Raw genomic sequence first — 24,131 nt, forward strand, 5'->3', positions numbered from 1 at the left:
TTCGGTATCAACTGCGTGCGCTTTCCTTGAGATCGAAAACCTGGCTTAGCGCTAAATGCTTAAAAGTTGCTTAATCGAAAGCGCCCAAACCTGTTGAGCGCCCAAGAAATAAAGCAAGGTTCCACAGTGATCGCGGAGCCTTACGATTGATTAATGACGGAAGTGACGCATGCCTGTGAAGACCATGGCCATGCCGTGTTCGTCGGCAGCGGCAATCACTTCGTCATCACGCATTGACCCGCCCGGCTGAATCACACAGGTGATACCGGCTGCTGCCGCCGCATCGATACCGTCGCGGAACGGGAAGAAGGCATCTGATGCCATCACACTGCCAGCCACTTCCAGCTTTTCGTCCGCCGCTTTGATACCGGCAATTTTGGCTGAATATACGCGACTCATCTGGCCGGCGCCTACACCGATGGTCATGTTGCCTTTGGCGTAGACGATCGCATTGGATTTCACGTATTTAGCCACTTTCCAGCAGAACAGGGCATCGCGCAGCTCTTCGTCGCTTGGCTGGCGTTGGGTGACCACTTTGAGATCATCCAGGCCGACCATGCCCTGGTCGCGGTCCTGCACCAGCAGGCCACCGTTGACGCGTTTGATGTCAAACTCTGTGGTTTTGCTGTGCCACTGGCCGCATTCCAGCAGACGGACGTTTTGCTTGGCAGACACCACAGCAGCGGCTTCGGCGCTGACGCTGGGGGCAATAATCACTTCAACGAACTGGCGCTCAACAATGGCTTTGGCGGTTGCAGCATCCAGTTCGCCATTGAAGGCGATGATGCCGCCAAACGCAGATGTCGGGTCTGTCTTGTAAGCGCGATCATAGGCTTCCAGCAGGTTAGCACCCAGTGCCACACCGCAAGGGTTGGCGTGTTTCACTATCACACAGGCTGGCTGGTCGAATTCTTTAACGCATTCCAGCGCGGCATCGGTATCGGCTATGTTGTTGTAAGACAGAGCTTTGCCCTGCAACTGGCGCGCTGTGGCCACAGAGGCTTCTTCCGGCTGTGCTTCGACGTAGAAAGCGGCATCCTGATGGCTGTTTTCGCCATAGCGCATGCCTTGCTTCTTGACGAACTGCTGATTGAAGGTGCGCGGGAACTTAGAGTCCTCGTCAGCTGGGTCGCCATAAGAGGGCACCATGGTGCCGAAATAGTTGGCGATCATGCCGTCGTAAGCGGCTGTGTGTTCGAACGCCGCAATCGCCAGATCGAAGCGGGTAGCGTGAGTCAGTGACCCGTCGTTGTCGGCCATTTCAGCCAGCACGCGGTCATAATCGTGCGCATTCACGACTATAGTCACATCTTTATGGTTTTTTGCGGCACTGCGTACCATAGTCGGACCACCGATATCAATGTTCTCAACGGCGTCTTCTAATGTACAACCCGGCTTTGCGACTGTCGCCGCGAACGGATAGAGGTTAACCACCACCATATCAATCGGTGCAATGCCATGCTCAGCCATGATCGTATCGTCCTGGCCACGTCGGCCCAGTACGCCGCCATGCACTTTCGGGTGCAGGGTTTTAACACGGCCATCCATCATTTCAGGGAAGCCCGTATAGTCGGAGACTTCAGTCACCTGAATACCTTTATCAGCCAGCAGGCGGGCAGTACCGCCAGTGGACAGGATATCGACGCCACGGTTGGCAAGAGCTTGTGCGAATTCAACAATTCCCGTTTTGTCTGATACGCTGATCAGAGCACGGCGAATAGGACGAGCGTTTTCCATTGCTACCATCTCTTTGATTGCGGTGAATTATTTGCCAAAAGCTGACCTGTTATACTGAGATTGCCTTTGGCAAATAGCCTCATCCGTCAGGCGGGATGGGATTTGCGTAATGGCGCGTATTTTACATGATTCCCGGCATTGCGCAAACGTTTGCCTTGGGCCGTAAACGGTCAGCCGTGAGCGCTGTGCAGGGAGAGTTAATAAGGATCATGAGGTTATATGGCTAGGTACTTGATCGGACAACTGGCAAAGCTCTGCGAGGTCAGCAGTGATACCTTGCGCTTTTACGAGAAGAATGGCTTGCTGATCCCCGGCGAGCGCAGTGAAAGCGGCTACCGGCTCTACAGCGACGACGATGTCTCCCGCATTCGCTTCATTCTGCGGGCAAAAGCCATCGGCCTGAGCCTGGAGGAGATCCGGGAGCTGCTGGCGATACGGGTCGAAGCCGATCAGCACAGCTGTGCGGAAGTAAAAGCCATCACTCAGGCCAAGTTAGACGATATTGACAGCAAACTGGCGGAATTACAGCGAATACGCCGGGCACTGAAGCGCTTGAATGATGCCTGTTGCGGCGAGGCGGATGACGATGCCAGCCACTGCTCCATCCTGGAAGCCCTGGCCGATGAACAGTAATGACTCAGCCCTCAGCAAGGGCTGATAAAGGTGTATGCGACCGCAAAAAACTGTGATAGCGTGATGGGTTTCCAATGCCCGAACAGAATAACAGGATAAGGATTATCATGCTGAATACTAACGAATATTTTGATGGAAATGTAAAATCTATTGGTTTCGAAGCCGAGGGTGCGCGCAGCAGTGTCGGCGTGATGCTTCCGGGATCTTATACCTTTGCCACCGCTGCTCCAGAGCGCATGACAGTGGTCAAAGGGGCGATTTCGGTCAAGCTGCCGGGCCATGTCGATTGGGAAACCTACAATGCCGGTGATGATTTTGAAGTCCCGGGTGATGCCTCATTCGATGTCAAGATTGCAGAAACAACCGCTTATCTGTGTGACTATCTGTAATCTGTCGTGATACCCGCCAGCTGGGATACCAGCTGGTTTTCCTGCCCGATAATCCCTCCTGCCATCCCTTTCTTATATTTTATATTTGGTTATATCAATGGCTTACTGAGCGTTCATGTGAGCGGAGCAATTGACGGGACGAGTCGTTGTTCAGGTTGTCTGCCACAAGGCAGGGCAGGGTAAAGCGGACGGATTTAAAACGGGCTGTCTTTGTTGAGGGAAGTGGCAATGCCGGAAATGGCCAGTGCAAGAGTGGATTTGACTATCTGTTCCTGACGAGCGGTCTGCATCTGGTAAAAAGCAAGATCGATGTCTTCTGTGATCGGGGCCATGTCCAACTGGGCAATGCCCATCACATTGGCCTGGTGAAGCGCCTTGATTTCTTTAATGATTTTAGGGTCGGTAAAATGGTATTCGGTCACATCACGGTTGAGCATGTCTTTGATATGCAGGCAGCGTTCAATATCCTGATAGACAGGCTGGGCAATCACCCCCAGGCCGTACAGCAGTTTAAGGCGCACGCTGAGCTCCCCAAGCGGACCTGTGTCGTGCAGCAGCGGCTCCACCACAGATTTCACCGCAAAGTCGTCCTTGCGGAAAATCCGTTGGATGAGTGCATCGACGGCTTTTTCCAAGATATCCACAGAGGTAATAAAAAAGCCGCGTACTGTGGTGGCCTGGTTCAGGCGTTCAATCATGTCAGCTTCGTGTTCACAGGGTGCCATGGCTTCGTCTTCTCTTTGTGCCGCAAAGGCGGGGAGCGAACTCCCCGCAAGGTGATCAGGTCAGCGTCTGATAGCAGTGTTCAATATCACGGGCCACTTCGCTGTCAGCGTCCAGACCTGTGTACTGTGCCAGTGTCTGACGGACCCCTTTCTCGTGTAATGTTTGCTGCAGTTCCATTGCCTGCGGATCGGTATCGTTAACATACTTCAAGGCCGCAGCTATGCCTTTGATCAGCATGCGGTTGTCAATGCCATACTCCAGAGTGCCCAGCAGGGGCTTGATCAATCTGTCGTTGCTGCCCAGCTTGCGCAGCGGCTGGCGGCCTACCCTGTCAATCTCATCGCGCAGGAAGGGATTGGCAAAGCGGGTCAGGATTTTTTCGATGTAAGCATAATGCTGCTCACGATCAAAGCCATACCGGCGAATAAGCACTTCGCCGCTTTCCAGCATTGCAGTTCGGACCTGTCCGCGGATGTCTTCATCTTCTATCGCGTCGCGGATCGTCTGGTAACCTTTCAGCGCGCCCAGATAGGCGGTAATGATATGGCCTGTATTGAGGGTAAACAACTTCCGCTCGACAAATGCCATCAGGTTATCTGTGGCTTCCATCCCGGCAATGCTGGGAATCTCGCCTTTGAACTGTTGCTGGTCGACAATCCACTCGCTGAAACTTTCCACTGTGACTTCCAGGGGATCATCGTTAGCGGCTTCCGCCGGCGGCACAATGCGGTCGACGGCCGAATCGACAAAACCGACATACTGATCCGCCAGCTGCCGGTGCACCGGCGTTAATTGCTTATAGACTTCTTCTTTCAGATGCGTGGTGCCCCGCACCATGTTTTCACAGGCGATGATATTGAGCGGCTGGGTGTTACCTGCTTCAAATCGCTTGGCCAGCCCGTTTGCTATGGTACTGGCAATTTTATCCAGCACTGCAGGGCCGACGGCTGTGGTGATCAGATCGGTATGCACTATCTGATTGATTACATCCGGTCCGGCGGCATTGACCGCTGTGATATGGCTGACGGTATCCAGATGACAGTCATTGCCTACCACTTTGACATTGTAAGACTGCGCATGGCTGAGCTGATCGATCAAAGGCCCGTTAACGTCGGCAAAAGTGACGTTAACCTCGGCATCTGCCAGTACTTTACCAATAAACCCCCGGCCGATATTGCCGGCGCCAAAATGAACTGCTTTCATGATGATGACTACCTTAAGTTTGTAAGAGGCCGCGCTGGGCGGCCCCGGAATCTGCACTGGCGGTTACGCCGCTTCTTCACTGGCCAGAATGCTGAGTACTTCCCGGACATCCTGGGTACGCTTGAGGCGTTCAATGGCCTCGTGGTCATCCAGTGCGTTAGTGATGGTAGTAATCACCTGAATGTGTTCGTCATTTTTGGCGGCAATGCCGATCACCAGATGGGCAATGTCGTCTTCGTCATCGGTAAATGCCACCCCGGCAGGGTACTGGCAAATGACGATACCTGTTTTGATCACTCTGTCTTTGGCCTCCACCGTACCATGCGGCACAGCGATTGACTCACCGAGATAAGTCGGCACCAGTGCCTCGCGGGCAAACATGGCATCAATGTATTCAGGTTCGGCATAGCCCATTTTGACCAGCTGCTCACCGGCAAAGCGGATGGCATCGTCCTTATTGGTGGCTTTGAGCCCAAGATGGATGTTGGCCGCCTGGATCTGGAAAACAGAGGGTTGCTGCGGTTCCAGGCTGTCGTCATTGGCGGCAACCGGTGTCAGTTTCACCAGGTTCGGGTCATTCGCCGCTTCCGGGCTGGACGCGGCAATGATACGGGTGATCAAATCATTGTATACCTGACCATCAAGGAAGTTGGTCAGCGAAATATGCTGAGCCTGCGGGGCATGCTTGCGGGCACGCTCAGTGAGATCTTTGTGGGTGATAACAATGTCGACATCATCGGGCAGGTTGTTGATGGCGCTGTTAGTGACATCAATATTCAGTCTGGCCTCACTGACTTTCTTGCGCAGTAAACCGGCCCCCATGGCGCTGGAACCCATACCGGCATCACAGGCCACTATGATGCGGCGAACCTGACTGAGCTGAACCTTGGATGCTGGGTGGCTGCTGGCAGTGGTCGCCGCAGAGCCTGTGGCAGCACTGCCTTCAGCGGCTTTGCCCGATTTCATGGCTTTCATTTTCTCGCTGGCATTCTTCAGCGCGCTGCCGTCGTCGTCTTCGGTCACTTTCTGGGTTTTCAGCAGCAGTGCAGCTACCAGGAAGGACACAGTCGCGGCTGCCACGATAGAGCACAGCACGCCCACTATGGAGGCTTTCGGCGCCATCAGCATCACGGCAAAAATAGAGCCAGGTGATGCAGGCGAGACCAGACCGGCATTGAACAGGGTCAGGGTGAAGACACCTGTCATGCCACCGGCAATCGCGGCCAGGATCAGGCGCGGATTCATCAGAATATAGGGGAAGTAAATCTCGTGGATCCCCCCAAAGAAATGGATGATGGCAGCACCACCGGCAGTCTGTTTAGCCGTACCGCGGCCGAACACCATGTAAGCCAGCAAAATGCCCAGGCCAGGACCCGGATTCGCTTCAATCAGGAAGAAAATAGACTGACCGAGCTCATTGGCCTGCTGAATGCCCAGCGGCGAGAAGATACCGTGGTTGATGGCATTGTTGAGGAACAGGATTTTCGCCGGTTCAACGAAGATTGAAGTCAGCGGCAGCAAACCGGCATCGACCAGGAAGTTGACCCCGGCAGCCAGACCGCCAGAGAGGATTTTCACGAAAGGGCCGATCAGGAAAAAGGCAACGATGGCACACAACATCCCTATGATGCCAGCCGAGAAGTTGTTGACCAGCATTTCGAAGCCGCTTTTGATTTTGCCTTCAACGGCTTTATCAAAGTGCTTAATCGCCCAGCCGCCCATAGGGCCGACAATCATGGCGCCCATGAACATGGGGATATCTGTACCTACGATCACACCCATGGTGGTCACGGCACCCACCACGGCGCCCCGATCGCCACCCACCAGTTTACCCCCGGTATAACCGATCAGCAGTGGCAGCAGGTAAGTAATCATAGGGCCAACCAGTTTGGCTATCGTCTCGTTGGGCAGCCAGCCGGTCGGAATGAAGAGAGCGGTAATAAACCCCCAAGCGATGAATGCGCCAATATTGGGCATCACCATGTTGGAGAGGAAGCGGCCAAAATTCTGTATCTTGACCTTGGTGTCTGGTGATATCATAACGTTTCCCCGTTTGATGTTCAGCTTCAAGTTCTGTTGTGTCGATAACGGTTCGCCAAAACCGTCGATTGCTTCGTACCCAATCAATCTACCACAGATCCTGAAAACGGAACTGATAACGGGGTTCTCGTGATCCCCGTCTCCTTTTTTAGCTATTCCCCATTAAGATATCGTGAGCAATTTAACATTTACTCTGTGTAATAAAATTACATTTGCCGCTGTTTTTAATAGTCAATTAATTTTAGCTGCTTGATGTCACATTTATTAACTGATTGGTTATTAATCTTATGGTGATCTTGATCACGTATCATGCATCTGATCAAAAGGTCTCTGGTGGTGTTAGTGATCTGAATCACTCCTCTGATTTTGTTCGCGCTGTGAAATAAAAATGTATTATTCAGGTGCTATAAATTTGTAGCTTAGTTACAGTTTGTTGTTATGCGTCTGCAGGCTTATGGGCTTGCATCGGGAAAGTGTGGCTGGGTGAGCGTCAGGGGTGGACAGGGGAAGGGCCATCAAAAAAGGGCTATGCGTGCGCATAACCCTGTAAAATCAGCGTCATCTGAACTGATGATCAGTTCATGCCGTATTTTTTCAGTTTCTTACGCAGGGTACCGCGGTTGATGCCCATCATAGTTGCCGCGCGGGTCTGGTTGCCGCGGGTGTACTGCATGATGGTGTCCAGCAGGGGTTGCTCGACTTCAGCCAGTACAAGCTCGTACAGATCATCGACGTCCTGACCGTTCAGCTGGGCGAGATAGTTCTTAAGCGAGGCTTTGACGGAGTCACGCAGTGGTTTCTGAGTGATTTGGTCTTGAGAAGTGACAGTAGTCACTGTAAGTGCTTCGGAAGTCAGATTTTGTTCGAACATATTCTGTAAGCTCTTCTGGTATTTATGCAACGTTGTCGAAGTAGCCTTGCAGCGCATCGATTTGCTCTTGAGCATCTTCGAGTGCGTTGAAGGTCCGGCGGAAATCACCCGCAGAAGCCTGTTCTTTGAGGTACCACGACACGTGTTTACGTGCGATGCGTAACCCCTGGTACTCCCCATAGAAAGCGTGGAGTGCCTGTACATGCTCCAGCAAGATACTGCTGACTTCTTCAAAAGAAGGCGCTGGCAGGTGTTCACCGGTTGTTAAATAATGCTGGATTTCCCGAAAAATCCACGGCCGTCCCTGCGCTGGGCGACCAATCATCAAGGCATCGGCCCCGGTATAATCCAGGACGAAGCGTGCTTTTTCCGGTGAGTCGATATCACCGTTCGCAATCACAGGAATCGACACCGCCTGTTTCACTGCCTTGATGTAATCGTATTCCGCTTCCCCTTTGTACATACAGGCCTTGGTTCTGCCGTGCAGGGCCAGTGCCTGAATGCCACAGTGTTCAGCGAGCTGTGCGATCTCGACACAGTTTCGGTTCTCTGTATCCCAGCCGGTCCGTGTTTTCAGCGTCACAGGGACGTTCACGGCGCTTACCACGGCCTTGAGGATATCCTCGACAAGATCCGGGTATTGCAGCAGGGCAGAGCCAGCCAGGCGCTTGTTCACTTTCTTGGCCGGGCAACCCATGTTGATATCAATGATCTGGGCACCGTGCTCCACACTGAAGCGGGCGGCGTCGGCCATCTGGCGGGGATCTGCCCCGGCAATCTGTACCGAACGAAGTCCAGACTCACCTTCATGCACCATGCGGTTGAGCGACTTGGCCGTTTTCCAAACGTCTGGGTTGGCAGACATCATTTCGCTGACCGCCATACCTGCGCCGTGGCGCAGGCACAACTCACGAAACGGACGATCGGTCACACCTGCCATTGGCGCGACAATTAACGGGTTGTCTAATTGATATGGACCGATCTTCAATGTCTGTTCCTGACTATGCCAGTAAGGGCGCGCATTTTACGCATTTTTTGCTGTGCTGAAAAGGCCAATATTTGAGCATCCTGATTTTGGATTGCAAAAGGTCATGGAATTCAGTGTATTGCTCACAAAATGCACAATGGATAAATTTGTCAGGATTAGGCTTTTTGACCTGAAATCCGGCACCATTCTTCACGGGCGGCGATAGGATCCAGTGCCAGTTCGTCGCTGTAATGGCTGGCCACATCTTCCGCCTGAGATTCAAGTACCCCGGAAATCGCCAGCAGGCCATTGTCCCTGACCAGGCTCTTGATAACCGGTGACAGCTCACGCAGCGGGCCGGCCAGAATGTTGGCAACTACCACATCGGCTTGCAGATTTTCCGGCTGATCTTTTGGCAGATACAAGTCCAGGTTGTCAGACACACCATTGCGTTCAGCGTTGTCACGCGAGGCCAGAATTGCCTGCGGATCGATATCAATCCCGATCACTTTGGCGGCGCCCAGCTTGAGTGCAGCGATAGCCAGAATGCCGGAGCCGCAGCCGAAATCGATCACGGTTTTGCCAGTCAGATCCTGGCCGTCCAGCCATTCCAGGCACAGAGAGGTGGTTGGGTGCGTCCCGGTGCCGAATGCCAGGCCCGGATCGAGCAGCACGTTGACGGCTCCCGGCTCAGGCGCTTCACGCCAGCTCGGGCAGATCCACAGACGCTGACCGAATTTCATCGGGTGGAAGTTATCCATCCACTCGCGCTCCCAGTCTTTGTCTTCCAGCTGCTCAACCTTGTAGGCAAAATCGTCAGCCAGCAACGGACTGTTTTTCAGCAGCGAGAGCACCATGTCCATGTCACTTTCCGCATCGTACAGGCCAATGACGTCGGTATCGCCCCACAGGCGGGTTTCGCCCGGCAGCGGTTCGAAAACAGGGGTGTCCTGTGCGTCGAGAAAAGTGACCGACAGAGCGCCGGTTTCATCCATCAGCAAGTCGCCAATGGCTTCTGCATTGGCCGCAGTGGCATTCAGTTTCAGTTGAATCCAAGGCATGAGTAAATTCGCTATCAAAGAGACTTTGGCATAAGGCCGCGGAGTTTAGCACGAAAAGTAGTCAGCTCGCATTAGCTTCCTAGCGCGCACGGCAGAGGATACTGACGGTAGAGTAAAAAATAGCACCCCATGGTGCTATTTTGTCAGTTTGCAGTGAATTCCGCCTTTGCGTTCTGGCAATGTGCCCGGTTGGGCCAGAGGTAGCTGGCGGCGATAAAGCTGATCAGCCCGACCAGCAGGGTTGGAACAATCGCATGCACACCATGCATATCCGGTTTGAAAAGCGATAGTGTGATGTAACATCCCAGCCCGCTCAGCATGGAGGCAAATGCCCCGGCGGCCGAGGCTTTTTGCCAGTACAACCCCAGCACCAGTGGCCAGAGAAAGACGGCCTGCATCCCGCCAAAGGCCAGCAGGTTAAGCCAGATAATCATATCCGGCGGGTGGGTTGCCGCGATAAAAACCAGCACCGAGAAAATGCCGGTCACCCACAGCGATAACTTTGGCAACCGACTTTCGATATCAGGCTGTTCCGTTGCTTTGGGGTTGATGTAATTCAGGTACAAATCTTTCAATAGTGTCGCGGAAGCCTGAATCAGCTGGGAATCAATGGTCGACATAATGGCCGCCATCGGGCCGGCGAGAAAAATGCCAGCCACGACAGGTGGCAGTACGCCCATCATCAAAGTCGGCATGATCTGATCCGGCGTGGCAATATCCGGGAAAATCGCCCGCCCCAGTGCGCCAGCCAGGTGCATCCCCAGCATCAGAAAAGCGACCATGGCGGTACTGATCACCATGCCGCGATGCAGGGATTGACTGTCTTTGTAGGACATACAACGCACGGCGGCATGGGGCAGACCAATGACGCCGAAGCAGACCAATATCCAGAAGCTGAGCATAAAGGGCTGTGACATAAAGTTGTCTGGACCGTACGGCGAAATCAGCGCCGGATCGATCTGGTGCAGCGTGGTGACCAGCTCACCTAGGCTACCGCCTGCGTGAATAATGCCAGCCAGCAGGGCCAGCGTGCCGATGATCATCATGATGCCTTGTAAGGTGTCGGTCATGACCACGGCCCGGAATCCGCCAATCGTGGTGTACAGCCCGACGGTGGCGGCAAAAATCATCAGCCCCTGAGAGTAAGACAGGCCGGTTACGGTTTGCAGCAACCGGGCCCCACCGACAAACTGCACCACCATGGTACCGAAAAACGCCAGCAGCAGTGCCAGGGAAGCAAAGACTACCACGCCCCGGTGCTGATAGCGGGCATAGAGCATGTCATTGAGGGTCAGCGCGTTATGTTTGCGGGCTTCAATCGCAAATTTTTTCCCCAGTACCCCGAGTGTCAGCCAGGCGGCCGGGAGCTGGATCATCGCCAGCAATACCCAGCCCAACCCCATCTTGTAAGCCGCACCGGGGCCGCCAATGAAGGAACTGGCACTGGCATAGGTGGCCGCCAGCGTCATCGCCAGCACGAAGCCGCCCATACTGCGGTTACCCAGCAGATATTCGCTTAAAAACCCGCTGCCTTGCTGAGCGCGGCGGCGGGTAAACAGGGCCAGGGCAAACACGGCTGCCAGATACAGCACGAGCGGGATCAGTAATTGATTATGCATCGTCATCCTCCGCATCCGCTGACAGCGGCATATCCTGATAAATACATTTCACCATCAGGGCGCACAGCAGCGTAAAGAGTACCGGGCCGACGATACAGGCGAGCAGAAACCAAAGCGGTAACCCCCAGTAAAGCGCAGGAAGGCTGCTCTGTATGGGGTCAGGGGCAAAGAAATAGGCAGAGCAGTACCACCACAGAAAATAGGCGACAGCCAGTCCCAGCGCCCATCTGGCTTCTCTGTGCGCCTGACGGTATCGGGTGGAAAGTGTCTTCATACTGAATTTCCGGTCAGTCAGTGTAAAACGTCGAACGACGTCGAAATCTGTTCGAAATCGTTCCGAAAAAGAAGAAAAAGAAGAAAAAGAAAAGTATTGTGACAAATGACATTCGTCTTCACCAGCGGCAGACCATTGATTCGGAAAATAAAAAGGCTGCCTTGCGGCAGCCTTGGTTCAGTTCTGTAAGCGAGGTGTCTGTTATTGCAGACCCAGCTTCTTCTCCAGATAGTGGATGTTAGCGCCACCGTGCTGGAAGTTCTCGTCTGCCATGATGTCTTTCTGCAGCGGAACATTGGTCTTGATGCCGTCGATGATCATTTCGTTGAGGGCGTTACGCATGCGCGAAATCGCCACGTCACGGTTTTCACCGTAGGCAATCAGTTTGCCGATCATTGAATCGTAGTGCGGCGGAACCGTGTAGCCGCTGTAGATGTGGGATTCCCAACGGATACCCATACCACCTGGCGCATGGAAACGCTCGATCTTGCCCGGAGAAGGCAGGAAACGCACCGGATCTTCAGCATTGATACGGCACTCAATCGCGTGACCACGCAGGTGAATGTCGCTCTGGCTGAATGACAGCGGCTGACCGGCAGCGATACGCAGCTGCTCTTTGATCAGATCAACGCCAGTGACCATTTCGGTAACTGGGTGTTCAACCTGGATACGGGTGTTCATTTCAATGAAATAGAACTCGCCGTTTTCATACAGGAACTCGAACGTACCGGCACCGCGGTAGTTGATTTCGATACAGGCACGGGTACAGCGCTCACCGATGTATTTACGCATTTCTTCGGTGATGCCCGGTGCCGGTGCTTCTTCAACCACTTTCTGGTGACGGCGCTGCATGGAGCAGTCACGCTCGCCCAGATGGATAGCACCGCCCTGACCGTCAGCCAGCACCTGTACTTCGATGTGACGCGGGTTTTCCAGGAATTTTTCCATGTACACCATGTCGTTGCTGAACGCCGCTTTGGCTTCTGCACGTGTCATGGCGATCGACTGGATCAGATCCGCTTCTTTGCGTACCACACGCATACCACGGCCACCACCGCCACCGGAGGCTTTGATGATTACCGGATAACCGATACGCTTGGCGATAGACTTGTTTTTGGCTTCATCATCGCCCAGCGGGCCGTCAGAACCCGGCACACAAGGCACGCCCGCTTTTTTCATGGCGTTGATGGCTGACACTTTGTCACCCATCAGACGGATAGTGTCCGCTTTGGGGCCCACGAAGATGAAACCTGAACGTTCAACCTGCTCGGCAAAATCCGCGTTTTCAGACAGGAAGCCGTAACCCGGGTGGATGGCGACAGCCCCGGTCACTTCTGCCGCACTGATGATGCGGGGAATGTTAAGGTAGCTGTCTGTGCCTCGTGCCGGACCGATACAGATAGACTCATCTGCCAGAAGAACGTGTTTCAGATCGCGGTCAGCTGTGGAGTGCACAGCGACCGTTTTGATCCCCAGCTCTTTACAGGCACGCAGGATACGAAGGGCGATTTCGCCGCGGTTTGCTATGACTACTTTATCTAACATATGCGCCTCAGTTACTCGATGATAACCAGAGGTTGATCGAATTCAATCGGATCACCGTTTTCGGCCAGGATAGCCACAACGGTACCGGCTTTATCGGCTTCGATCTGGTTCATCATCTTCATGGCTTCAACGATGCACAGGGTATCGCCAACGTTTACGCTTTGACCGACTTCCACAAAGGATTTTGCTTCCGGGCTAGGCGCGCGGTAGAAAGTACCGACCATAGGAGACAGTACCTGGTGGCCGGCAGGCGCAGCAGGAGCAGCTGGTGCCGCCGCTTCAGCAGGTGCGGCAACCGGTGCCGCAGGAGCGGCTGGTGCCGGCGCTGCGTACATTTGCGCAGGTGCAGCAACCGGTGCTGCTGTGGTACGGCTGATGCGTACCGATTCTTCACCTTCAGAGATTTCCAGCTCGGAGATGCCTGATTCTTCTACCAGTTCGATAAGTTTCTTGATCTTGCGAATATCCATGTATCTTTACTCTTAATGTTGTTCATTGAGCGTTCTGAAGGCGGCGGACAGCTGCCTCCAGGGCGAATTCATAACCATCCGGGCCCAGGCCGCAGATCACTCCGACTGCCTTGTCAGACAGGTAGGAATGGTGGCGGAAGGGCTCGCGGGCATGCACGTTTGACAAATGTATTTCAATAAACGGGATAGCCACGCCCAACAGCGCATCGCGAATGGCGACGCTGGTATGGGTGTAGGCTGCCGGGTTGATGAGGATAAAATCCACGTTACCGTGCGCCTGGTGGATGGCCTCAATCAGTTCGTGTTCTGCATTGGACTGTAGGTGATCCAGTGTCACGCCCAGACTGGCGGCTTTGGCACTCAGGTTTGCTACAATCTGATCCAGTGTCTGCTGGCCATAGTGTCCCGGCTCGCGCAGGCCCAGCAAATTCAGATTGGGTCCATTAAGCAGTAAAATGCGGTAATTAGTCGACATATTCTGTTATCTATACCTGTTCTTGCTAATTCAAGCGACAAAGCACAAAAAAACTGTGACTTTGCTTCCTTTCATGCAAACCATCACGGCTGAAAACCTGTTAGTTGCTCAATTATAGAGAATTCAGCGCAATTCGCAGCAAAATACTGGTCTAATCACCACTTTTTTGACCTTACAACTGTACGCAATTAGCGTAAGCAGCCGCCTGCAGCCCCCATTTTTCAGTAAGATAGCGGATCGATTAACCTCACTTACAAGATAAGCGGCCAATCACCTTGAATCTTAATCAGTTTTGCTGAAATTCACCGCACAATGCAGCAGGTTCAAACAATGATGCTGTGGCGGTGAATAAGACAAATCAGACAATGGGAGGTGGCCGGGAGTTCCTGCAATACGGATCTGCTGTGTATTCGCGGGCACTGGAGCCAGTTGGGAGGACAAAGAAGAAAGCCGCCTGGCGGCGGCTTGGATTGAATGCAGGTTTTGTCGGTTAGACGACTTTTTCTTTTTCGGCGATCAGTTTGTCGACCACACTGGGATCGGCCAGGGTGGAGGTATCCCCCAGCGAGCCGGTATCACCGGTGGCAATCTTACGCAGAATCCGGCGCATGATCTTGCCTGAACGGGTTTTCGGCAGAGCGTCAGTCCAGTGCAGGAAGTCCGGTGTGGCTATCGGGCCGATTTCCTTACGTACCCAGTCTTTGACTTCTTTATGCAGTTCAGCCGTTGGTATCACGCCGTCGTTCAGGGTGATATAGGCATAGATCGCCTGGCCTTTGATGTCGTGCGGTACGCCGACGATAGCGGCTTCTGCAATCTTATCGAAGGCCACCAGCGCCGATTCAATTTCCGCTGTCCCCATGCGGTGACCTGAAATGTTCAGTACGTCATCGACACGGCCGGTGATCCAGTAGTAACCGTCTTCATCGCGGCGGGCACCGTCACCGGTAAAATACATGCCTTTAAAGGTCGAGAAGTAAGTCTGTTCGAAGCGCTCATGGTCACCCCACAGTGTACGCATCTGACCCGGCCAGCTGTCCAGCATCACCAGGTTGCCTTCAGTTGCACCAGGGAGAATGTTGCCCATGTTATCGACCAGAGCCGGCTGAACGCCAAAGAACGGACGGGTGGCCGAGCCGGGTTTCAGCGCGGTCGCGCCAGGCAGCGGGGTGATCAGGATGCCGCCGGTTTCGGTTTGCCACCAGGTATCGACAATAGGGCAGCGGCTGTCACCGATAGTGCGGTGATACCATTCCCAGGCTTCCGGGTTAATCGGCTCGCCGACAGAACCCATGATACGCAGTGATGAACGCTGGGTACCGGCAATGGCCTCATCGCCTTTGGCCATCAGGGCGCGAATGGCGGTCGGGGCGGTATACAGAATGTTGACCTGATGCTTGTCGACCACTTCGCTCATGCGGGCGGTGGACGGATAATTAGGAACGCCTTCAAACAGCAGGGTGGTGGCACCGTTTGCCAGTGGCCCGTACACCAGGTAGCTGTGGCCCGTGATCCAGCCTACATCGGCGGTACACCAGTACACTTCACCTTCCTGATAGTCGAAGACGTATTTAAAGGTCATGGTCGCGTACACCAGATAGCCGCCTGTGGTGTGCAGCACGCCTTTCGGCTTACCGGTCGAACCCGAGGTATAGAGGATAAACAGCGGATCTTCGGCGTTCATAGGTTCCGGGTCGCAATGATCCGGCACGGCTGCGGTTGCGTCATGCCACCAGACGTCACGTTGATTGTCCCACTCTACCGGATTGCCGGTACGCTGGAACACCACCACTTTCTCGATGCTGGTGACCTCAGGATGTTTCAGGGCATCGTCGACGTTTTTCTTCAGTGGTACAGCACGGCCGCCGCGGACACCTTCATCGGCAGTCACAACGACTTTGGCTTTTGAATCTATGATACGGCCCGCGAGTGCTTCCGGTGAGAAGCCACCGAATACGATAGTGTGTACCGCACCGACGCGGGTACAGGCCAGCATGGCCACCGCGGCTTCAGCAACCATAGGCATGTAAAGGCAAACCACGTCGCCTTTTTTGACCCCTTGTGCTTTAAGGGCGTTGGCGAACTGGCAGACCTGCTGGTGCAGTTGGTTATAAGTCAGGGTAGCGTCATCGGCCGGGTCGTCGCCTTCCCAGATGATGGCAGGCTGATCGCCGCGGGTTGCCAGGTGACGGTCGAGACAGTTGGCGGAGACGTTCAGTGTGCCGTCTTCAAACCATTTGATATTGACATGGCCGGTATCGAAAGAGGTTTGTTTAATTTTGTTGTACGGGGTGATCCAGTCAACAATCTTACCATGCTCACGCCAGAAGGCTTCCGGGTCGCTGACAGATTGCTGGTACATGTCGCTGTATTGCTCTTCCGTGATATGAGCCCGCTCAGCAATCTGCTGGTTGACAGGGTAAACATGAACCTCACTCATCTCATTCTCCTTGTGTTTCCGTCTTCGTCCTGCGCGGACCGGATCATTGATCATTATAGTTGTGTTAACTTGAGCCAGATTCGGAACAGGCTCAATTAGACTTTAGGATGAGTGTGCGCTGTCATGGCTTTTTCTGTGTATTTGCATTGGCTTACATTATTTTCCGCCAGGCTGGTTGGAGGAGTGGCGAGCAAAAAACTCACAAGGGCGAGGTCAGAGCGGGCAGATCCCCGTGCTTGAGCCGGACATAGATCAGGGCGGCGGTAATACTGTCCTGCAAGGCATCGTGCCGCTCGGGGTGCGGTAGTCCCAAATGACGGCTGATGGCTTCAAGGCTCAGATCGTAACAGGTATTGGGCAACTGGCGCTCAAGCTGCTCATGGTACAGGTGGCTGACTTCTACCAGTTTATTGGGCAGGGCAAAGCCGAACAGACGCTTGAAATAGCGGTCGAGAATCGCCTTGTCATAACGGATGTGATAGCCGACCAGGGGCCGGTTGCCGATGAACTCAAGCAGCAGTGTCAGGGCCTCTCTGGGCGCCAGGCCGTGACTGAGATCCTGATGGCGCATCTTGTGGATGGTGACCGAGGCCGCACTCAGGCTATCGGGTGGACTCAGGGTCAGATACAGTGACTCACTGGTCAGAATCCGATTAGCTTTGATGCGGGTGGCCGCGATAGTCACCAGCTCCGCGCTGGCGGGATCCAGGCTGGTGGTTTCACAGTCAACCGACACCAGCTCATCGCCGCTATAGCGCTGAAACAGGGCGTGTATCGGGTGATGGCGGAATTTGTACTGATACCACCAACGACGCAGAATATTCATTTCATCTCACCATTCCTTAGTATCAGTCTCTGAGCTGGTAGTGATAGCCGAGCCATTCTTTAAATTTTTTCACCACATGCAGGCTGTGTCGCAAGAGATCACGTTCCGCCCGGCTGAGTGTGGCTAGATCCAGCAGATGATGCTGTCCGGCTGAGGCCGAGCCCGGTGGCAGGCTGAGCTGCTGGCGCAGCCTGAGACGGATGAAAAGTTTCAGTGCTTCGCTCAGATTGGACGCCGTACTCGGCTCCAGCACCTGGCGCTGTTCCAGCACGGCCAGGCGGCGAAAGGTGTTGGTGTCTGTCACGTCGTGTTCGAGTGCCAGGGTTCTGATGCCGTGAACAATCGGGAAAATACCGCCACGTTTGATGTCCGGTCCGCTTTTACCGCGCTTGATCTGGCCGAACAGGGTCAGGGGGACGCTGAACTTGAGCGCCGGGCGGGCAAAGGTTGCCAGCAGTAATTCCTGACTGCTGAGTCTTTGATGCAGGCGGTTTTTGACCGGTGCCAGCAGTTGCCTGTTACCGGCAACGGCCTGAGCATCCGCCAGGATCGCCAGCGTCATCATGGCGGCTTCATCCCCTTTATCGCAGCATGTTTGCAGGGTGTGTTGCCAGCCGGAGACACTCTGGACCCAGTCAGGATTATTGACCATGACTTTTCCGGGGCAGGGCGGGTAGCCGAGCTGACACAGGGTGTCGCTCAGTTGCGCCATTACAGTCCGGCACTCGGGCCAGTCGACGCCATCAGCGAGGATCAGGGCGTTATCCTGATCGGTTTTCAGAATTTGCTCACCGCGGCCTTCTGAGCCCAGCACCAACAGGCAACAGAGCGGCTGCCATTGCTCAGGCACCACCAGCTGAAACGCTTTTTCAATAATCTGTTCATTAATACTGGCAATCAGTTCCATCAAAAACCGGGTATGAATGCCGTTGTTGAACAGTGTCTCTACCAGGGCCTGCTGGCTGGCTGCTGCCAGTGCCAGTTCCTCTATGCGGGTGGCGCGGGCAATACGCAGCGCCAGTACATGGGAATGGGTGGAAAACAGGCTCAGTACCTGAGTCATATCCAGCATACCGGCGATATCATTGCCCTGTGTGACCAGCACGCGTTTGACCTTGTGCCGGGTCATGGTAATCATGGCCTTGAACAGATATGCACCCAGTTCAATGCTGATCACCGGTGAGGAAGCTATCTGGCCGACCGCTGTGTCGGCAGTCCGATTATCCAGCATCACGGCGTGCAGCAGATCGGTGCGGGTGACAATGCCAAACCTGTGTTCGGCCTGCTCAGTCGTGTCATCCACTAGGGTAAAAGCCGCGTCACAGTTGCGCTGGCGCATGTGTTCGGTGGCAGTACGCAGATCTGTGCCGGCTGGCAGGATCAGACAGGGCTGAATGTTGTCCTGGCGGACACGGGTCAGAATAAATTCTGCCAGATTCTGTTGCTGATGGGCCTGTTCAAGCAGTTGCTGGCGGGTGGCCAGATCGCTGTTGAAATAAGCCGCAAATGCCGGATTCTGCTGGCACAGCGCGGTAAAATGGGCCTGAGGGAGCAGGTAGCACAGCGTATCTTCTGTGGCCCGGTACTGATGGCGGCTGTGGCCGCTGAACTGGGCACGCACATCAAAAAGGTCATCTGTGGTGTAGTGGGCATAGTGCTCTTGCCGGTCAGCCGAGGTTTCTTCCACGCTGCCTTTGATTATGATGTGCAGCGACTGGCAGGGATCGCCGGCCCGGATGATTACCCCACCGCTGCGAAAATATGCCACATCCAGCGCTTTGAGCAGTGCGTCCTGCTGGCTGCCATCCAGCCGGTCAAAAGGGATCAGTGACGTATTAAAGGTATCCGGCATTACTCTCTCACTTTGTGGTGCTAGCGCGGGTGTGCACAGTGGTGATGGTGACTCCTCTGCTAAGCAGTGTCGCCCAGTGCCCGCTTTTGCTCCAGCCGACTTTAGTCTAGGGGACGACCAAACCGCTGTTGTGCGGTTAAAGGCGGGATAATGTACGGCTTCAGGGCCAATAACGTTGCTGCCGCCTTTCCTGCCATGTGCTGGACAGGCATAATGGCGACCATTTTCATGCAGCAGGGTTTTGGGATGTTAAGAAGTAGCCCGTTTGGCTGGACAGCGCAGTATATGTTCGGCTTTTACTTTAACTATGGCGTGTATCTGCCGTTTTGGGCCGTCTGGCTGAATTCTCTGGGCATACCAGCCGGTGATATCGGCGTGTTGCTGGGCCTGGGCCTGGGGGTGCGCTGCTTTGCCAATATGGTGCTGACGCCCAGGGTGCACCAGGTGGAGCATCTGTTGCCGGCGTTGCGCTGGCTGGCGGTACTCAGTTTGATCTGCTGCGTGTCATTTGTGATGGTCAGCGGCAATTTGATCGCACTGACAGCCGTGATTGTGCTGTTTAATATTCTCGTCGGGCCGGTGATCCCGCTGACAGACAGTTTGGCTAATTATTACGCCAAACACGGGCATTTAGACTATGGTCGAACCCGGCTGTGGGGATCGATCGCTTTTATTGTCGGTTCGACCATAGCCGGTATGGCGGCTGCCGAGTTTGGCGCGGCGGTGATCCCCTGGGTGGCGGTTGGCGGGCTGGCTGCCGCCCTGTTATTGTCGTTGCGCCAACCAACTGTGTTGCCAAGCGAAGCCACCACAGTACGTCAGCCCCGGCCTCCGTTACTGGGGATTCTGCGCGATAAACGGGTGATGCGTTTTCTGATCATTGTGGCCCTGCTGCAGGGAAGCCACGCCGCGTATTACAGCTTCAGCGCCATGTACTGGAAAACGATCGGTTACAGCGAAGCGGTGAGTGGTTATTTGTGGAGTTTCAGTGTGATCGCTGAGGTTGCGGTGTTTGCACTCAGCAAGCGGTTGTTTGCCGGCTGGAGTGTGGCAGCCATGTTCCGGCTGGCGGCGGCGGGTGTCTTGTTGCGCTGGGGACTGACCGCGACCATGACAGAACTGCCGATGCTGGTGCTGACGCAGGCGCTGCATGGGGTGACCTTTGCGGCGGCGCATCTGGCGGCGATTCGTTATATCCAGCATGCGCAAAGCCACCAGATGGTTGCCCTACAGGCGCTGTACAATGCCTTGCCGCTGGGCGCGGTAATGGCGGCGCTGACCACCCTGAGCGGCTGGGGATACGGCTGGTGGGGAGCCGATGTGTTCTGGCTGATGGCCGTGATGGGGCTGCCGGTATTGCTGATGAAAATTGATGAGTCGCCTCAGGCGGAACGGGCAGCGGCGCGCGAAGTGCATTAAGTCATACAGCCTGGCCGGTGAGATGTGACCTGCCGGACGGATACTCACCCGAGAGTGAGGTACACTCGGCCCCAGGCACGGGGCCGAATCAGGGAACATTTTTCAGGGAGATCCTATGGAGCAGGGATGGATAGTCGTGCCGGTATCACTGGCCTATCTTGGGCTATTGTTTCTTATTGCCTGGTACGGCGATAAACATGCCGGATGGATGTCCCGCTGGCGCCCCTGGATATACAGTCTGTCGATTGCGGTCTATTGCACTTCCTGGACGTTTTACGGCACTGTCGGTCAGGCCAGCCGGGATCTGTGGTCGTTTCTGCCGATATATCTGGCGCCCATTCTGGTCTTCACCTTTGGCTGGCGTATTTTTGCCCGCCTGATCCTGATCGCCAAGCGCGAGCATATTACCTCGATTGCCGATTTTATCGCCGCCCGCTATGGCAAGTCTCAGGGGCTGGCGGTACTGGTCACCCTGATTGCCACTGCCGGTATTCTGCCTTATATCGCCCTGCAGCTGCGGGGGATCACCATGGGGCTGGCCCAGGTTGCCCCGGATCTGACCCGCAACAGTATGCTCAATGACGGTGATATCGCCTGGCTGGTGACACTGGCGCTGGCCGCATTTACTGTGCTGTTCGGCACCCGTCATCTCGATACCACCGAGCACCATCGCGGCATGATGATGGCGGTGGCGTTTGAATCTTTGATCAAACTGGCGGCCTTTCTGGTGGTGGGGCTGTTTGTCATGCTGTTGTGGTGGGACATACCGGCACTGGAACTGAGCCAGCTGGACGTGTCTGTGCTGCCGTCCATGGATATCAATGCCGGCAGCTTCATCATTCATACCTTGCTGACCATGACGGCGATCATCTGTCTGCCGCGCCAGTTCCATACGACTGTGGTGGAAAATACCCACGCCCCGGATCTGCACCTCGCCCGCCGGGTATTCCCTGTGTATCTGTTACTGATGGGAATATTTGTGATTCCGCTGGCACTGGCCGGAAAAGTGCTGCTGCCGGATGTAGCAGCCGATACCTATGTGATCAACCTGCCTTTGCTGCAAGGGGCTGACACCATCGCCTTGCTGGCTTTTCTGGGCGGCACCTCAGCGGCCAGCGGCATGGTGATTGTCTCGACCATAGCACTGGCCATTATGGCATCCAACGATCTGGTGCTGCCGTTGTTGCTGCGCCGGCTGCGAGTGTCGAGCCGTAACCATGCGGCGTTTTCCGGACTGCTGCTCAATATCCGCCGCGGCCTGATTCTGCTGCTGCTGCTGGCGGCCTGGGGCTTCCATGAAGTGCTGGATGAAATCGAATCGCTGTCGGCGATCGGGTTGTTATCCTTTGCGGCGATTGCCCAGTTCGCACCGGCGTTGCTGGGGGGAATTTACTGGCGCGAAGGCAACCGCAACGGTGTCTATGCCGGTATGCTGGGCGGCACCGCGCTGTGGGTGATCACCCTGATGAGCCAGACGGGTATGCTGGCCGGCAGTGCTGACACTAACCTGTTGCTGTGGTTGCTGACACCCCCGGCTCTGCCGGTACTGAGCGAGTTGACCACAGTGGACTGGGGCATGCTGATCAGTCTGACGACCAACCTGCTGCTATACGTTCTGGTGTCTATGGTGACCCGCTCATCACTGACAGAGCGCCTGCAGGCGGCCACTTTTGTCGGCGCCCCCATGCCGGAGGCCGATGACGCCCGTCTGTACCAGGCCAGAGTGACAGTGTCTGAGCTTGAACTCCTGGCGGCGCGGTTTGTCGGCCGAAAGCGGATGCGTCAGGCCTTCACTCACTTTGCCCAGCAACACCAGTTTAATTTTCAGCCCCAGCAGCAGGCGCCGGCCAGCCTGATTCGCCATACCGAACGGGTACTGGCGGGGGTTTTTGGCGCCTCTTCGGCCCGCCTAGTGCTGACCTCTGCGTTGCAGGGGCGCAACATGCAGCTGGAAGAAGTGGCCACCATAGTCGATGAAGCTTCTGAATTGTTTGATTTCAGCCGCGGACTGCTGCAAGGCGCCATTGAGCACATCAGCCAGGGGATTGCCGTAGTGGATAAACAGCTGCGGCTGGTGGCCTGGAACCAGCGTTATCTGGAACTGTTTTCTTTCCCGCCCGGTTTGATTCAGGTCGGGCGGCCGATTGCGGATGTGATCCGCCATAACGCGCGTCTGGGTTTGTGCGGACCGGGGGATCCTGAAGTCCATGTCGCCAAGCGGGTAAAGCACCTGCAGCACGGCACGGCACATACCTCTTCCCGGATCCGGCCGGACGGGCGGGTGATTGAAGTACAGGGTAATCCGATGCCGGGCGGCGGCTTCGTCATGAGCTTTACCGATATCACGGCATTTCGTCAGGCAGAGGAAGCGCTCAAAGAAGCCAATGAAAATCTGGAGGCCAGGGTGCGGCAGCGAACGCAAGAGCTGGAACAGCTGAACCGCCGGCTGGTCTCGGCTACTCAGCATGCCGAGCAGCAGGCACACTCGAAAAGCCGCTTTCTGGCCGCGGTCAGCCACGATCTGATGCAGCCGCTCAATGCGGCCCGTCTGTTTTCATCGTCGCTGTCTGAGGTGGCCAAGGATGAAGAAAGCACAAAACTGGCACACCATATCGAAAGTGCCCTGGGGGCTGCGGAAGATTTGATTGGTGATTTGCTCGATGTATCGCGTCTGGAGGCCGGAAAACTGCAGGTCAATGTCCACGTTTTCCCGCTCAGTGATGTGTTCAATAATCTTAATGCCGAGTTCAGTGCGCTGGCAAAACAGCAGGGTATAGATTTTTCCGTGGTAGACAGCAAGGCCCTGGTGCATTCCGATCCTAAGCTGCTGCGCCGGGCGCTGCAAAACTTCCTGACTAATGCTTTTCGCTATAACCCTGGCGGTAAAGTGCTGCTGGGTGTTAGGCGGGTTGGCAGCCAGCTCAGGATAGAAGTCTGGGATAACGGCCCCGGAATACCGCAAGAGAAACAGGCCAATATTTTTGATGAGTTCACCCGTATAGACCGCGGACGCGGTGATCACGGTCTTGGTCTCGGGCTGGCAATCGCCCGGGGGATCAGCCGGGTGATGGATCATCCGTTGTCATTGCGGTCCTGGCTGGGCGAGGGGACAGTGTTCGCACTGTCTGTGCGCCGGGGGCAGGCGATGCATCTGCCGAAAGAAAAACCGCAGGCAGCGCCGGAACAGCCGTTGCCACTGTACGGCACCCGAGTGCTCTGTGTCGACAATGAGAAAGACATACTGACAGGTATGGAAAGTCTGCTGAACCGCTGGGGATGTGACATCCGGCTGGCGGAATCTGTGTCGGCCGCGCTGGAGCAATGTAATGATGGCTGGATACCAGATGTCATTTTCAGTGACTATCACCTGACTGAACTGGAAACGGGGCTGGATGTACTGATCCAGTGTGAAGCCAAGCTGGGAGAGGTGTTTAAAGGTGTGATCATCAGTGCCGACCGACTGCCGGAAAACCAGCAAACGATCCGCAGTAAAGGCTTTGCCTTTATCAGTAAGCCGGTGAAACCGCTGAAACTGCGCTCTTTGCTGAACCAGTACGCGCAGGCCAGGATCAGTTGAAGCCGTT

The 24,131-nt window shown here is 55.0% G+C and carries 19 protein-coding genes; 4 read left to right on the forward strand and 15 right to left on the reverse strand.

What is annotated here, in order from left to right:
• Positions 1–150 precede the first annotated feature (150 nt).
• The gene (purH, locus tag IFO68_RS18535; RefSeq protein ID WP_192017301.1) at positions 151–1,737 is read right to left on the reverse strand and encodes a bifunctional phosphoribosylaminoimidazolecarboxamide formyltransferase/IMP cyclohydrolase; all 1,587 of its coding nucleotides are present in this window, start codon (positions 1,735–1,737) and stop codon (positions 151–153) included.
• Between the two features lie 219 nt (positions 1,738–1,956).
• Here purH and zntR point away from each other — a divergent pair, with 219 nt between their 5' ends.
• Both zntR and ppnP read left to right on the forward strand, forming a co-directional pair.
• Positions 1,957–2,370 (forward strand): Zn(2+)-responsive transcriptional regulator, encoded by a 414-nt coding sequence (gene zntR, locus IFO68_RS18540; RefSeq protein WP_192017302.1) that lies wholly within the window; start codon positions 1,957–1,959, stop codon positions 2,368–2,370.
• Between the two features lie 107 nt (positions 2,371–2,477).
• Positions 2,478–2,759 carry a pyrimidine/purine nucleoside phosphorylase gene (gene ppnP / locus IFO68_RS18545; RefSeq protein ID WP_161446815.1) on the forward strand — a complete coding sequence of 94 codons (282 nt, stop codon included), beginning with the start codon at positions 2,478–2,480 and terminating at the stop codon, positions 2,757–2,759.
• Between the two features lie 194 nt (positions 2,760–2,953).
• On the opposite strand, the gene IFO68_RS18550 is transcribed toward ppnP, so the two are convergent.
• The 14 genes from IFO68_RS18550 to IFO68_RS18615 form a co-directional block, all read right to left on the reverse strand.
• Positions 2,954–3,484 carry an MltR family transcriptional regulator gene (locus IFO68_RS18550; RefSeq protein ID WP_192017303.1) on the reverse strand — a complete coding sequence of 177 codons (531 nt, stop codon included), beginning with the start codon at positions 3,482–3,484 and terminating at the stop codon, positions 2,954–2,956.
• A gap of 55 nt (positions 3,485–3,539) precedes the next feature.
• Positions 3,540–4,688: a mannitol-1-phosphate 5-dehydrogenase gene (locus tag IFO68_RS18555; RefSeq protein ID WP_192017304.1), complete on the reverse strand. Its 1,149-nt coding sequence runs from the start codon at positions 4,686–4,688 to the stop codon at positions 3,540–3,542.
• A gap of 63 nt (positions 4,689–4,751) precedes the next feature.
• Positions 4,752–6,728, reverse strand: coding sequence for a PTS mannitol transporter subunit IICBA (locus IFO68_RS18560; protein ID WP_192017305.1), 1,977 nt, complete (start codon positions 6,726–6,728; stop codon positions 4,752–4,754).
• A 574-nt stretch (positions 6,729–7,302) separates the two neighbouring features.
• A complete protein-coding gene (gene fis / locus IFO68_RS18565; RefSeq protein ID WP_027254108.1) occupies positions 7,303–7,599 on the reverse strand; it encodes a DNA-binding transcriptional regulator Fis in 297 nt (98 codons plus the stop codon).
• A gap of 22 nt (positions 7,600–7,621) precedes the next feature.
• Entirely contained in the window at positions 7,622–8,587 is a 966-nt protein-coding gene (gene dusB / locus IFO68_RS18570) for a tRNA dihydrouridine synthase DusB (RefSeq protein WP_192017306.1), read from the reverse strand.
• Positions 8,588–8,742: 155 nt separating this feature from the next.
• Positions 8,743–9,627, reverse strand: a complete 885-nt coding sequence (prmA, locus tag IFO68_RS18575; protein ID WP_192017307.1) for a 50S ribosomal protein L11 methyltransferase — start codon at positions 9,625–9,627, stop codon at positions 8,743–8,745.
• Between the two features lie 143 nt (positions 9,628–9,770).
• Complete coding sequence (gene panF, locus IFO68_RS18580) at positions 9,771–11,246, reverse strand: sodium/pantothenate symporter (protein WP_192017308.1); 1,476 nt, start codon at positions 11,244–11,246, stop codon at positions 9,771–9,773.
• The gene (locus tag IFO68_RS18585; protein ID WP_192017309.1) at positions 11,239–11,520 is read right to left on the reverse strand and encodes a YhdT family protein; all 282 of its coding nucleotides are present in this window, start codon (positions 11,518–11,520) and stop codon (positions 11,239–11,241) included. The genes panF and IFO68_RS18585 overlap by 8 nt, the downstream gene beginning before the upstream one ends.
• A gap of 201 nt (positions 11,521–11,721) precedes the next feature.
• Positions 11,722–13,065, reverse strand: coding sequence for an acetyl-CoA carboxylase biotin carboxylase subunit (accC, locus tag IFO68_RS18590; RefSeq protein WP_120513540.1), 1,344 nt, complete (start codon positions 13,063–13,065; stop codon positions 11,722–11,724).
• 11 nt (positions 13,066–13,076) lie between these two features.
• Entirely contained in the window at positions 13,077–13,535 is a 459-nt protein-coding gene (gene accB, locus IFO68_RS18595) for an acetyl-CoA carboxylase biotin carboxyl carrier protein (RefSeq protein WP_192017310.1), read from the reverse strand.
• Between the two features lie 22 nt (positions 13,536–13,557).
• A complete protein-coding gene (gene aroQ / locus IFO68_RS18600; RefSeq protein ID WP_161446882.1) occupies positions 13,558–14,010 on the reverse strand; it encodes a type II 3-dehydroquinate dehydratase in 453 nt (150 codons plus the stop codon).
• Between the two features lie 490 nt (positions 14,011–14,500).
• Positions 14,501–16,450, reverse strand: coding sequence for an acetate--CoA ligase (gene acs, locus IFO68_RS18605; protein ID WP_192017311.1), 1,950 nt, complete (start codon positions 16,448–16,450; stop codon positions 14,501–14,503).
• A 199-nt stretch (positions 16,451–16,649) separates the two neighbouring features.
• Complete coding sequence (locus tag IFO68_RS18610; RefSeq protein WP_192017312.1) at positions 16,650–17,276, reverse strand: 3'-5' exonuclease; 627 nt, start codon at positions 17,274–17,276, stop codon at positions 16,650–16,652.
• Positions 17,277–17,298: 22 nt separating this feature from the next.
• Positions 17,299–19,128 (reverse strand): DUF294 nucleotidyltransferase-like domain-containing protein, encoded by a 1,830-nt coding sequence (locus IFO68_RS18615; RefSeq protein WP_192017313.1) that lies wholly within the window; start codon positions 19,126–19,128, stop codon positions 17,299–17,301.
• A 246-nt stretch (positions 19,129–19,374) separates the two neighbouring features.
• On the opposite strand from IFO68_RS18615, the gene IFO68_RS18620 reads away from it, so the two are divergent.
• Together IFO68_RS18620 and IFO68_RS18625 are read left to right on the forward strand one after the other, a co-directional pair.
• Entirely contained in the window at positions 19,375–20,547 is a 1,173-nt protein-coding gene (locus tag IFO68_RS18620; protein ID WP_192017373.1) for a 3-phenylpropionate MFS transporter, read from the forward strand.
• A 115-nt stretch (positions 20,548–20,662) separates the two neighbouring features.
• Positions 20,663–24,124, forward strand: coding sequence for a PAS domain-containing hybrid sensor histidine kinase/response regulator (locus tag IFO68_RS18625; RefSeq protein WP_192017314.1), 3,462 nt, complete (start codon positions 20,663–20,665; stop codon positions 24,122–24,124).
• The last annotated feature ends 7 nt before the right edge of the window (positions 24,125–24,131 follow it).

It is taken from the genome of Photobacterium arenosum (assembly GCF_014841115.1).
In the GTDB taxonomy this organism is placed as follows: domain Bacteria; phylum Pseudomonadota; class Gammaproteobacteria; order Enterobacterales; family Vibrionaceae; genus Photobacterium; species Photobacterium arenosum.